Source organism: Rufibacter sp. JT20002, from assembly GCF_056491185.1.
In genome coordinates, this window is the sequence record NZ_JBSZJY010000001.1 from 1109362 (window position 1) to 1121785 (window position 12424).

9 protein-coding genes and 1 tRNA gene are annotated in these 12424 nt (G+C 51.5%); 2 read left to right on the plus strand and 8 right to left on the minus strand.

Going from position 1 to position 12424, the window contains the following annotated elements:
• Nucleotides 1-108: 108 nt before the first annotated feature.
• From ACW9SV_RS04310 to ACW9SV_RS04345, 8 genes are all read right to left on the minus strand, one after another.
• Complete coding sequence (locus tag ACW9SV_RS04310; protein WP_479555505.1) at nucleotides 109-369, minus strand: acyl carrier protein; 261 nt, start codon at nucleotides 367-369, stop codon at nucleotides 109-111.
• Nucleotides 370-403: 34 nt separating this feature from the next.
• The gene (locus ACW9SV_RS04315; RefSeq protein WP_479555506.1) at nucleotides 404-3781 is read right to left on the minus strand and encodes an efflux RND transporter permease subunit; all 3378 of its coding nucleotides are present in this window, start codon (nucleotides 3779-3781) and stop codon (nucleotides 404-406) included.
• Nucleotides 3782-3850: 69 nt separating this feature from the next.
• Entirely contained in the window at nucleotides 3851-4981 is a 1131-nt protein-coding gene (locus tag ACW9SV_RS04320; RefSeq protein ID WP_479555507.1) for an efflux RND transporter periplasmic adaptor subunit, read from the minus strand.
• A 34-nt stretch (nucleotides 4982-5015) separates the two neighbouring features.
• Nucleotides 5016-6494 (minus strand): TolC family protein, encoded by a 1479-nt coding sequence (locus tag ACW9SV_RS04325; RefSeq protein WP_479555508.1) that lies wholly within the window; start codon nucleotides 6492-6494, stop codon nucleotides 5016-5018.
• Between the two features lie 3 nt (nucleotides 6495-6497).
• Nucleotides 6498-7112, minus strand: a complete 615-nt coding sequence (locus tag ACW9SV_RS04330) for a TetR/AcrR family transcriptional regulator (protein ID WP_479555509.1) — start codon at nucleotides 7110-7112, stop codon at nucleotides 6498-6500.
• Nucleotides 7113-7461: 349 nt separating this feature from the next.
• Nucleotides 7462-8205, minus strand: a complete 744-nt coding sequence (locus ACW9SV_RS04335) for a LytR/AlgR family response regulator transcription factor (RefSeq protein WP_479555510.1) — start codon at nucleotides 8203-8205, stop codon at nucleotides 7462-7464.
• On the minus strand, nucleotides 8202-9227 hold the full coding sequence (locus ACW9SV_RS04340) for a sensor histidine kinase (RefSeq protein WP_479555511.1): 1026 nt from the start codon (nucleotides 9225-9227) through the stop codon (nucleotides 8202-8204). Before ACW9SV_RS04340 ends, ACW9SV_RS04335 begins: the two co-directional genes overlap by 4 nt.
• A 44-nt stretch (nucleotides 9228-9271) precedes the next feature.
• Nucleotides 9272-10078, minus strand: coding sequence for a LiaF transmembrane domain-containing protein (locus tag ACW9SV_RS04345; protein ID WP_479555512.1), 807 nt, complete (start codon nucleotides 10076-10078; stop codon nucleotides 9272-9274).
• Between the two features lie 616 nt (nucleotides 10079-10694).
• Here ACW9SV_RS04345 and pheS point away from each other — a divergent pair.
• Nucleotides 10695-11720 carry a phenylalanine--tRNA ligase subunit alpha gene (gene pheS / locus ACW9SV_RS04350; RefSeq protein WP_479555513.1) on the plus strand — a complete coding sequence of 342 codons (1026 nt, stop codon included), beginning with the start codon at nucleotides 10695-10697 and terminating at the stop codon, nucleotides 11718-11720.
• 204 nt (nucleotides 11721-11924) lie between these two features.
• Nucleotides 11925-11998, plus strand: a tRNA-Asn gene (locus ACW9SV_RS04355).
• Nucleotides 11999-12424 lie beyond the last annotated feature (426 nt).

A 12424-nucleotide genomic window follows, 5' to 3' on the forward strand; every position in this document is an offset into this window, starting at 1 on the left:
CATTTCAGAAAACACTCCAAGAACGCTTCTCCTACCCTCATAGAAAGAAAGGCAGAAGGAAAATCCCGCTGCCTTTCGAAGTCAAAAAATGAGCAAATATATAAAGGGTTAGCTAGCCTGGCGCATGGTGTGGGTAGACACGTAGTTTACAAAATCACCCACGGTATTAAGCGGTACTTCATCTGGGATGACAATCTTGAAGCTCTTTTCCAACTCCAGGATAATGTCTACCACATCCACGGTGTCAAACCCAAACTCTTTGCTTAGGTCCGCAGAAACCCGGAGACGAGAAGGCTTTATCTCCTTGGTTTTGCTAATGATTCTAACGACTTGTTTCGTAACAGAAGGGGTTGTATGTGCAGTAATCATATAGGTAAAATTAAAGGGTCCTTATTCAAACAAATCAGCCTACCAGCACCGCTTCTGGCTTGCGGCGTTTAGAAAGCACCCGATTTTTGATTTTCTCATTGATCAGGTACATCATAGGCACTACCAACAGGGTAAGGAACGTAGCAAAGCTTAACCCAAAAATGATGGTCCAAGCCAGAGGCCCCCAGAAGGTCACGTTCTCGCCGCCCAAAAAGAAGTGCGGATCGAACTCCGTAAAGAGGGTGAAAAAGTTAAAATTCAAGCCAATCGCCAGCGGAATCAAGCCCAGGATGGTAGCGGTGGCGGTCAGCATTACCGGACTCAAACGCGTTTTACCTGCCATCACAATCGCTTCTTTCAGTTCCATTCCTTCGCCCATCAACACATCTGTGAATTCAACCAGCAAAATCCCGTTCTTCACCACTATCCCTGCCAAAGCGATAATCCCAATCCCGGTCATCACGATAGACATATCCATATTAAAGACAGAGAAACCTAGCAATACCCCTATCACAGAGAAGATAACTTCTGATAAAATTATCAGCGATTTTGAGACCGAATTAAACTGCGTCACTAAAACCAAGAAGATCAAGCCCATAGAGGCAATACCGGCCAGGGAAAGGAAATCCATAGTCTCTTTTTGGTCTTCCTGCTCACCACCCATCCTGATCTCATAGCCCTCGGGAGCCGGGAAACGGTCTAGCGCCGTCTGGATGTTAGCCACCACTTCATTGGGGTTGTAGCCGCCCAGCACGTTAGACGAAAGGGTAATCACCCGCTTCAAGTTCTTGCGTTTGATGCCCCCGTAGGTAGTGGAGTATTTGATGCTGGCGACCGCCGAGACCGGCACCTGCCGCACCATACCCGAGGCGTCTCTAAAGGTGAGCACCATGCCCATGAGCTGGTCAATGTTTTTGCGATACTGCTCAGCTAGCCTGATTTGGATGGGGTACTCGTCCTCATCACGTTTGAACTTAGAAGCCTCTTTCCCAAAAATGGCCGTCCGAAGTTCAGAACCTATTTGAGCAGTACTCAGCCCTTCGCGGTTAGCGCGCACGCGGTCAATCTCCACGGTGATCTCGGGGTTCTTGTCTTCCAAGTCAGTGCGAAGGTCCTCAATTCCACCAATTTGGGCTGAGTCAAGGTAACGCTGCACGTTTTTGGAGACCTGGATGAGCCCGGCGAAATCTTCGCCGGCAATCTCCACCACAATAGGCTTGCCTACCGGCGGACCGTTTGCCTCCTGCTCCACCGCGATTTCGGCCCCTGGAATTCCTTTTACCGCCTCGCGGATTTGATCCAGGTACTTAGCGGTACTCACACCGGGCTCACGATATTGGTACTCCACAAATGCTACAGTCACCCGGCCCTTGTTAGACTCCGCTTGGCGGCTACCTGCCATGGGATCACCGGCACCCACCGCCACGTTAGAAATTACAGACTCCACGTTGGGGTTCTTCTCTCCTACCACTTTGAACACCCTCCGTTCCACCACCTTAGTAATAGAATCGGTCACCGACTGATCCGTACCCACGGGCATGCTGATGTAGGTGTAGATGAAGTTGGGATCACCCTGCGGAAAGAACACCACCTTGGGCGCTCTGAGGGCGGTTACCACAAACGAGAGGAAAAGCAAGCCCACTACAAACGCCACCACTTTGTAAGGACGTCGGCCTATCAGCATCCAGCGCAACAAGCCTTCGTACCGCCGCATGAAAGCAGGCAACGCTTTTGTTTGAAACTTGTTAATCCAACCGGTGAAAACGAACTTGTTCAAGGCCACAAAAGCCATGAGCACCAACACCAGGCTGCCAATTCCAATCCAGCCAAAGGCGAAACTCAGCAAGGACAAGCCTCCCATGATGAGCATACTCAACCGGAAGTTCTTTCTCTCTTTCTCTGGATTGTGGCCTCTTTTCATAAAAGACACCGCAAACACCGGGTTGATGATAAAGGCCACCACCAGCGACGCCATCAGCGTTAAGATAAGCGTGATAGGCAGGTAGAACATGAACTCGCCTACAATGCCGGGCCAGAACGCCAGGGGCAGGAACGGTGCCACGGTGGTAAGCGTACCGGCTAATACCGGCAGAAACACCTCGCCCGCCGCCATCTTCGCTGATTTGGCAATGTTCCAGTTGGTCTCATGGAAGATGCGGTGTGTGTTCTCAATCACCACAATGGCGTCATCCACTACAATCCCCAGCGCGAGCAAGAAGGAAAAGAGCACGATCATGTTCAGGGAGAACCCAATCATAGGCATGATTAGGAAGGCGATGAACATGGAAATAGGCACCGATAGCCCTACAAACAAGGCATTGGTGGTACCCATGAAGAACATCAAAATCAAGGTCACCAGAATAAACCCGATGATAATGGTGTTGATGAGGTCATTGAGGGTGTGGCGAGTCTTGTTACTCTGGTCACCGGTGATGGTTACTTTCAAGCTCTCAGGCAGCGTGGTGCCGTGCGCTTCTTCCACAATGGCGTTGATCTTGTCTGAGGCCTCAATCAGGTTTTCGCCGCTGCGTTTTACGATGTTGAGCGTGATGACCGGCTGATTATCCAAGCGGGCGAAACTCTCGCGCTCCTCAAAGGTATCAGTGACTTGCGCGATGTCCTTTAGATAAATATTACCGCCGTTCAATGATTTCACCACAATGTCGCCGATGATGCTGGGATCAGTGTACTGGCCCACCACGCGCACGGCCCGTTTCATGTCGCCCACGCGCACCGTTCCTCCCGAGATGGTCATGTTTTCGGTGAAAATGGCTCGCTCCACGTCACCAAACGTCACGCCGGCTACCTGCATCTTGTACATGTCCATGTTGACTTGTACTTCCTGCTCCAGCGCGCCTACAATGTCCACGCGGGTGATCTCGGGCAAGGTTTCAATGCGGTCCTGCAGGTCCTCAGCAAACTGCTTCAGTTTCTCGGCACTGAAATTCCCCGAGAGGTTCACGTACATGATAGGCATCTCAGAGAAAGAGATCTCCTGAACGTTGGGCGCCTGCGGCAGATCGGTGGGCAGATCGGTTTGGGCTTTGTCCACGGCATCTTTCACCCGCTGCTTGCCCACTTCCACGTCCACATCGGTGTTGAACTCCACATTGATCATCGCGAAGTCCTGCATGGAAGTAGACGTCACCCGTTTCACCCCGTTCAGCGACTTGATCTGCTTTTCAATGGGCCGCGTGACCAAGTTCTCCATGTCGGAGGGTGACGTACCGGGGTACACCGTCGTCACAATCATGGTGGGGATCACGATGTCCGGGAAGTTCTCTTTCTGCAGGCGGTTATAAGCCAGAATACCCGCAAGCGAGATAATGAGCGTAATGATGTAGATACTGGTGCGGTTATCAATGGCCCAACTGGTGGGCTTGAATTCCTTGATGTTATGAGACTGTTCCATTTGGTTGGATGTTTGGGAAACCCATCAGACGCGGAAAGCGCGTTTTAGGGCCTCCTTTTGAAAAACTCCTTAGAAACTCACCGGCTGGCCCTCGTTCAGGTTCTGCGCTCCGGCCTTAATCACCTGGTCATTGGCAGCCAAACCCGTCAGAACTTCCACCTTGCCGCCGTAAGAGGTACCCGTGGTAATGTTGCGTTTCACCGCCACGCGCTCACTGCCTTTCTGTTCCACCACGTACACAAAGTTGCCCTGCTCATCTTTCTGCACAATCTCCAGCGGAAGGGTAAGAGCATTTTCTTTGGCGTAATCCTGGATGCGCACTACGGCCACCATGTTCGGCCGCAGGTTCACTTTCCCTTGTTCTGAAGGTTTCACCCCCAGTTCCACCGTAAAGGCGCGGTTAGACGGATTGATGTTGCTGCCCACCACGCGCACCGTGGTCATGATCTCCTGATTCAAATCCGGGAAGAGCACCAGGGCATCATCGCCTTTCTTGATCTTGGCGGCGTACGCTTCAGATACTTCGGCCACAATCTTACCGCTGCTGGCATTCACCAACCGGATGATGCCCATGCCGGGAGCCACCGCTTCTCCAGATTTAGGAACCACCTGGTCCACCTCACCCGAAATAGGTGCTTTCACGATGTATTGGGCCCGGGCAGCCTGCATAGCGGCCAATTGGCGCTCCAGACTTTCCACGTTGTTCTTAGCGGTCAGGAACTGGATTTCGGTGCCGATTTTCTGATCCCAGAGGTTTTTCTGCTTCTGGTACACCGTGCGGGCCAAGTCCAGGTTAGGCCGAAGGGCGGCAATCTGCTGATCCAGTGGTCCTGGGTCTATGGTAGCCAAGGTCTGTCCGCGGTTTACACGGTTTCCAGGATCTACGCGCAGGCTGGTGAGCACGCCTGGTACCTTGGGGCTCACCATTACGTTCTGGTCAAAGTCCACGCGGCCCTGCACCTCCAAGTAATGGCGGAAGGTTTCGGGTTGCACGCTCATAACGGAGACAGGAACGGCAGCCACTTTTGGCGCGCCTCCCTTGCCTTCTTTCTGCAGTTCAGTTTCCAGTTGGGTGATTTGGGTGGTGAGCTCGGCTTGCTGCTTTTTGAGTTCGGCTAACTGGGTGGCTTTGTCTTTTTCGGCGCAGCCGGAGGCAAGCAGGGCCATGGAAATAAAGCCGGTGAGGAGGTATGTTTTCATATTCTTGCTAAATGAAAGGTTCTTGCGGATGGGTTTATTTCAGGAGTAAGGCACCGGTAGCACGGTCAGCGTCTACCTGGGCGATAAGGGCGTCATAGAGGGCACTGTAGTAGCTGGTCTGGGCAGCGCGGAGGTCGGTCTCGGCGGTGATTACTTCCAAGTTGGAGCCTACACCCTCCTGGTACTTGATGCGCGACACCCGGGCAATCTCTTCGGCCAGTTCCAAGTTCTGGCGCTGGGCCCGCAGCACACTCAAGGTGTTTTCCACAGTAGCATCAGATTGTCTCAGTTCCAGATCGATGCCTTGCTGGAGCTGTTCAAAGCCTAATTTCACGTTTTCGAGCTGAATCCGGGATTGCTGCACCTGATAGCTTTTGCGCAAGCCGTCAAAGATGGGCACCTGCAGACTCACGCCTACCACTCCAAAGTCAAACCAGTTGCGGGTAGTGGTGTTGTTGGCCCCCGCTTTCACATCCAGCAGTTTGCCGGCCGTGTTGCCCACGCCGTTGTAGCCGTAGTTGGCATTGAGTAACAGCCGCGGCCAGTATCCCGATTTGATGTTCCGTTGTTGCAAAAGGGCCAGATCGCGCTGGGTCTCCAGAATGGAGTATTCAATGCGGTTGGCGTACTGAAAGCTGCTGTAGTTGATTCTGGGTTTGGCATTGGCCAAGCTGCTTTCGTTTAATTGGTCGGTGAGCAGAATGGGCTGCGTTTGCGGAAAACCCATCTGAAACTTGAGTAACTGCTCGCCTAACACCAGCAGACGTTGGGCTTTGTCGCGGTCAATCTTCAGGTTGTTGTAGCTTACCTTAAGCCGGTCAACGTCCAATTTTTCCACAAAGCCATTGGTGTTCATGACGGTGGTCTGGCGCAGGAGCGTGTCCAGGCGGGCAAGGTTCTGGTCCAGCAACTTGATCTGTTCCCCGGCCACCAGCACGCTGTAATAAGCCTTGCTCACCTGTTCGGCTACTTCTATTTCACCTTGCTGGGTGCTTTTCCGGGAAAGTTGGGTGTAGGTAGAGGCTGCTCGTAAGCCAATTAAATAAGCCCCGTCAAAGAGCAACTGCGAAGCCGAAAGGGCGGCGGCACCGGTCCAGGGCTGCACAAACGTAATCGCCTGGGGTCCTGACATCCCCTCCGGTACGGTATAGGTGGGCGTGAGCACGATGTCTTGGCCTGAATTAAGTTGCTGCTGCGTAATGGTGAAGCTGTTGAGCTGCCCGCCCCCTCCAAACGCGCTGAAATCCACAATGGATTTTTGCTGGATAAAGTTGTTGCTGATGTCAACGCCGGCATTTACCTGCGGCAACCCGATGGCCCGCACCTCCCCCACTTTGGCTTTGTCAATCTGTTCCTGGTTGCGCAACGACTTCAGGTTAGGGCGGTTCTGAAGCGCGTACTGAATGGCCTGTTGCAGCGAAAACGCCTGCTCCTGCGCCATGACGGGCCTTGGAGCGAGTAAAGTAAGCAGCCAGCCTAGCAGAAGCCAACTGACGGAGATGCGCTTTTTCATACCTTATTCTTCTTCAATAATCTGTTTATAATGGTTAATCAACTTATGTCCTTTGAGTGTCGCCAGGCCCAGCATGAAGTGCTCCAGCAAGGCGATCTGTACTTTCTGCAGGTCAAATTGGGTGGCGGGATAGTTCTCTGAATCAAACCCCAGCTCCACCTCGGCCAGACGCAGGCGGGCCAGGATCTCCACGTCAATATCTTCCCGAAAGAGCTTCTCTTTGATGCCCCGCTGGATGTGCTCTTTGGTCTGTTTCAGAAAGAAATGGTTCTTGTGCTCCTGCCACAGTTTCCAAGAGGTGGGATGGTATTTCTGTAGATCGTAAAAAATGCTCGGGTGCATCTGCCGCATAATGCCCCGCACCATTTCCACAATCTGGAACATGGCCTCCATGGCATTGGAGGCGGTGGTGATGGCCTGGCTGCACGTACCTTCCACCCGCTGGATATACTGCTGCATGCTTTCAAACACCACTTCGTCTTTGTTGGCGAACCACTTGTAGATGGTCTTTTTAGACACCCCCAGGTGCGCCGCCACATCGTCCATTGAAACTGCCTTGATTCCCTTTTGGGTGAACAGGGCCAAGGCCTCCTGCAATATCCGGTCTCTGATTTCCATTCGTTTTGAGTGAATACGGGCTAAACCTAAGGAAACATTTTTTGTTTCCAAAGTTTCCGGCAACCAAGTTTAGCCCTTTGGAAACCGCTGATTTTCTGAACTCTACAAATAATCACATCTGATTACATGGCGGAAGAAAGCTACCGTGCAAGAGGCATATCCGAAGTGTTAATTCTGACCAACCCCATAGAAAGCCGAATGAAACGGGACAATAGCTAACCGAACTGGTTCCTGTTTTGGACCTGGTTTAGAGAATACAGCCTCAAAACCCCACCGATGCCTTCTATTCTTTCCTTTTTATCTCACAGTAAACTTTTTTTCAGAGGCGGCTATTTCTTTCGACTGCTTTCTAGATCCCTAGGACGGCTTTCAGTTTAGGATAACCGGTTTTACTCAGCGGTATGCGGGTGCCGTTCCGGAGCAGGGCCACGTGGGTTTCCTTTTCCAGCGGTTCTATGCGGGTGAGTTGGTCCAGAGCCAGAATGTATGAGCGGTGCACCCGCACAAACTTGCCGTTCTCCAGCGTTTTCTCATAGTAGCCCATGGTCTTCTTCTTCAGGAAACAGCCATAGGCGGTATGGATTTTCACGTAATCGTCATAAGCTTCCAAGTAGTGAATGTCGTGCACGGGAATGATCCGGATGTCGTTGTTCACCTTCACCACAATGCGCACCTGCTCCTCGGGTTGTTTGGCGGTGATTTCCTCCAGCACTTTCACGGTTGTCTCTGCCGCTGGTTTCTGCTGTTTTTGGCGCCATTTCTTTAAAGCGGCATCAAAACGCTCTTGGGTAAAGGGCTTGAGCAGGTAATCCACAGCGTTGGTCTCAAAAGCTTTGATGGCGTACTCGTCAAAGGCGGTGGTGAAGATTACGCTGGGCACTGCCTCCACCAATTCCAGCATCTCAAAACCGTTGATCTTGGGCATCTGGATGTCCAGGAACACCAACTCGGGCTGATGCTGCATGATGGCTTTCACGCCCTCAAACCCGTTGTTGCACTCCTGCACCATCTCCATGTCGGGGTAGTTTTGCAGGTACTCGCAGACAATGCTGCGGGCCAAAGGTTCGTCATCAATTACCAAGCACTTGATCATGATTTCTGCGGAATTTTAACGGTGGTGATGAAAACGTTGTCTTTCTGATGGGTGCTGAGCAGGTCGGTGCGGGCGTACAAGAGGTACAGGCGCCTGCGTACCGAGTCCAGCCCGAAGCCGGTGCCCTGCTTATGCTGCAGCAGCGCGGAGTCAAAAGGATTCAGGGTACTGATGACCAACATGGAATCCTGCATGGTGGCGGTAATCTTGATTAATATATCGTCAATGGTGTCATAGAGCCCGAACTTGATGGCGTTTTCCACAATAGGCTGAAGCAGCAGATAGGGCAACGTCCCGTGCAGGCTCTCTTCCTGGTAATCTACCTGGGTCTGCAAGCGGTGCCCGAAACGCACTTTCTCAATCTCCAGGTAGATCTGCAGGTGCTGCAGTTCATCCGCAAGGGGCACCATGGTCTGGTCGTCTTTCCGAAGGGTGCCTCTCAGGAAATCAGAAAGCTGCTGCACCATCTTCTTGGCTTGGTCGGGTTGGGTTTTCACCAGCGCACTAATGGAGTTCAGGCTGTTGAACAGGAAGTGCGGTTGTAGTTGCTGCCTGAGGTTAAACAACTCGGCTTCGCGGGCCAGTTTCTCGGTGGCGGTTTTGCGTTCCTCGGCTTCCTGCTTTTCACGGGCATAAAACCAAAGCCAGTTCTGCAGCACAATGAACAGGATCATGAGCCAGGCGAAGGCCAGCCGCACAAAAAACGTTTTATCTACGAAGGCCAAGTATTCTTTCTGCGTGCCTAACAGATACTCTAATCCGGTGTCCCAGAGCACCAAGCTAATCATAGCCACGCCCAAGCTCCACCCCATCAAGTACACCACCTGCCGTCCGCCGGGGCGATAGAAGCGCAGTGCCAACGACATCACGTATCCGCTGCCCACCACCAGACCACTGCTTAAAGAGGCGTCTTTCCAGGCCAACTCTACCGGGAAGCCTGCCTGGTAAATCACTGCGGTTTGCACCACGGCCCATAGCAAAGCCCAACCCAGGTACAGCAGAATATTCTTAAAGGAAGACATGGAAAAGCAGGAATTTGACACGTAGCTCGGCGCGACCGCCCACATTAGTAACTCTTGATTTCTATGCCCCCAAAGAGCACCGTTCCTTTCAACACCAGCACCTTGTCAGATTCTGGGGGTGCCTCCACAAACACTCTTTTGTCATCTATGCCGGCAAAGACGGTGACCACCTCAGAGCGCACCTGCCAATGCGGCGGAATGATCAGGCTCACGCCGCCAAAAAGTTCGGTGATGTTCAGAATCACCTCGCCCTGCATGTCGGCGTGGGTCAGGTTGTATTCGGCCCCGCCGCAAAAGGTCACAATATCACCGCCCTTGAAGTCTTTCGTGATCACGTTTTTTTTTATTCCGCCAAATACCGCGGTGGCCGTGAGAAAGTCCTCTTTAGAGGGATTGGGGTTTGTGTAGGTAGGGTTAGTGAAGTTCGCCTTGTTAAAATTAGGCCCCTGCGGACCAAAGCGTCTTACGTTTTTGAGGTGTTTTTCACAGGTGTGCCGGGGTTTGAAGATCAGCCACAACCCGGCCACCATGATAATGATGGGCCACATATAAGCCCTGAGGCGAATACCAGGCACCAAGTCTTCCAGAAGAAACACCCCCCCAATGATGATGGGCACTATAAACCCAGGATTGCGGAAGGAGTGCTTGATCCCGGAGAAAAGCCCGATCACGATCAAGAGCACCTTCCAAGAGAATACCCATTTGGGCAGCATAATGGCGTTCATTTGGTAGGCCAGCAAAACAGCCCCTACCCCGATGATCAATAACCCGGCGGCTACCCGGCCTCCCCTGCTGGTGTGTCCGCCCCACCGCTGGTAATCGCCTACTCGTTTTATGTGTGGATTTTCCATAACCTTGCTGATTTATGTTCCAAAACTAGGCAGAACCTCTGCGCGCTACAACGGGTATTAGGCTAAGCCCAGCGGAAAGTAGGTGAACGGCGGTTTGGCGTAGGTAAACGGAGGGGGGATTTGTTGTTTACCGATTCTTTTGTGTACAGGTGGTTTGTTTGTTTTGGAGAAACGCTGTTATCTGCGTGGGTTTAAAAGCTTAGTTATTTTGTTTGGGCTTTTGTGTGCTCAAGGCCGCGAGGCCTCGTCTTCCGGCCTCACGCTCCTGTTTTAGCCTTGGCCGGTAGGCCTGCCTGAGGCACCAGGTCTAAAACAAAGGCGCTCTGCCGGAAGACTGGAATTGGGTTCTTCTACCTTTTGCGATGCATAGCCACCATTATCCATGGTTCAAGTCTGTGACTTGGACCTACCATGATCTGCAGTTTGCATCTGCAGTGAGGCATCAGCCTCAAACTATGTCCAAAGGGAAATATGTGAATGTTATCAAAAGACCTATTTCCTCTGTTTTAGATCCAAATTACATAAAACAAGCCTAAATCTTATCAACCAGTCAGACAAGGCTCTGCTCTTATGGACAAAATCTTACGCAATCCCCATTAATCTTTATCTTTGTGCTATGCTATTGGAGAACATAAAACGGCTGACCCAAGAGGTAGAAGCCTATGCTATAGAGAACAAGGAGCAACTGGAGACCTTCCGGAACACCTACGTGAGCCGCAAAGGCCAGATTGCCGCGCTGTTTGACGAGATGAAAACCGTTGCCCCCGAGCAGCGCAAGCAGGTAGGCCAGGAACTGAACCTGCTAAAGAACTTGGCTCAGCAGAAGATGGACGGCGCCCAGGAAACTTTGGAGCAGAACGCCACACCAGACGCCTTGGCCGGCCTTGACTTCACCTTGCCGCCGGTACCCAATACCTTAGGGAACCGCCACCCGCTGGCCCGCGTGCGCGAGGAAATCATTCGCATCTTTGAGCGTATTGGGTTCAACGTATCAGAAGGTCCTGAGATGGAAGACGACTGGCACAACTTCTCGGCGTTGAACTTCCCCGAGAATCACCCCGCCCGCGACATGCAAGACACGTTCTTCTTGAGCAAGAACCCCGATATGCTGTTGCGCACGCATACCAGTAGCGTGCAGGTGCGCGTGATGGAGCACCAGAAACCGCCTATCCGCACGTTATCACCGGGCCGCGTGTTCCGGAACGAGGCCATCTCCGCGCGTGCGCATTGCGTGTTCCACCAGGTAGAAGGCTTGTTCGTAGACCGGGGCGTGAGTTTCAAGGATTTGAAGGATACCCTATACCACTTCGTAAAGGAGTTGTTCGGGCCTGAGACGCAGATCCGGTTCCGTCCGTCGTTCTTTCCGTTCACCGAGCCCAGCGCCGAGATTGACATTACCTGCCACATCTGCAAAGGCAAAGGCTGCAACATCTGCAAGTACAGCGGCTGGGTAGAAATTGGCGGCAGTGGCATGGTAGATCCACAGGTTTTGGAAAACTGCGGCATTGATTCTAAAGAGTTCTCCGGGTTCGCCTTCGGGATGGGCATTGAGCGGATTACCATGCTTAAATACCAGATCAAAGACCTGCGCCTCTTCACCGAGAACGACGTCCGTTTCCTGCGTCAGTTTGAGGCTATTTAGCAGGTTTTGTTCCAGCAATTAGTTGGCTCTAGTCTGTTTCAGGGTGGTTTTCAAGAAAACTGCTCTGAAACAGAAAATTTTCTGGTTTCATTTTCAGAGACTTATCAAAAAAGATAAAATTTTTCCAGACCAACACTTGCGCGTTATCACTGCATGCCCTACTTTTGCATCATCATTTAAGGCCACCCGCCTGAAACGATAAACTCCTCCTTAGCTCAGTCGGTTAGAGCACATGACTGTTAATCATGGGGTCCTTGGTTCGAGCCCAAGAGGGGGAGCTTCTAAATCAGCCACTTACGAGATAAAACTTGTAAGTGGCTTTTTTGTTTGCATACAATTTGCATACAAATATTTGTTTTCAGACTTGGAATCGAGGCTTATCCTCTCGAAAACATTGCAGCAGAATCCCTATCTTTTATCTACTACCTTAGCCCAAGAACAGGCCAACCCTCAACTCTTTCCTAAATTTGTTTTTACTCACTTTTCTCAAACTCACCAATGGAAAGGTCAAAAGAATAAAGCAAGCACCTTAACCAATAGTGATTTTGATTTGAAAGCAGTACCCGGATTTGATTTTGGGAATGTATTCAATTCCCAACCCTAGGAACATACCTGTGGGCACCCCTTTTATTCCAACCTTTTCATAGCTTATACTACAAGCCAGCAAGTATCTCGAAAGCTTATTCTATATTTCCAATATTATA

Coding starts and splice junctions, on each gene's coding strand:
- ACW9SV_RS04310 (WP_479555505.1), bottom strand. CDS start 369: ATGATTACTGCACATACAACCCCTTCTGTTACGAAACAAGTCGTTAGA.
- ACW9SV_RS04315 (WP_479555506.1), bottom strand. CDS start 3,781: ATGGAACAGTCTCATAACATCAAGGAATTCAAGCCCACCAGTTGGGCC.
- ACW9SV_RS04320 (WP_479555507.1), bottom strand. CDS start 4,981: ATGAAAACATACCTCCTCACCGGCTTTATTTCCATGGCCCTGCTTGCC.
- ACW9SV_RS04325 (WP_479555508.1), bottom strand. CDS start 6,494: ATGAAAAAGCGCATCTCCGTCAGTTGGCTTCTGCTAGGCTGGCTGCTT.
- ACW9SV_RS04330 (WP_479555509.1), bottom strand. CDS start 7,112: ATGGAAATCAGAGACCGGATATTGCAGGAGGCCTTGGCCCTGTTCACC.
- ACW9SV_RS04335 (WP_479555510.1), bottom strand. CDS start 8,205: ATGATCAAGTGCTTGGTAATTGATGACGAACCTTTGGCCCGCAGCATT.
- ACW9SV_RS04340 (WP_479555511.1), bottom strand. CDS start 9,227: ATGTCTTCCTTTAAGAATATTCTGCTGTACCTGGGTTGGGCTTTGCTA.
- ACW9SV_RS04345 (WP_479555512.1), bottom strand. CDS start 10,078: ATGGAAAATCCACACATAAAACGAGTAGGCGATTACCAGCGGTGGGGC.
- pheS (WP_479555513.1), top strand. CDS start 10,695: ATGCTATTGGAGAACATAAAACGGCTGACCCAAGAGGTAGAAGCCTAT.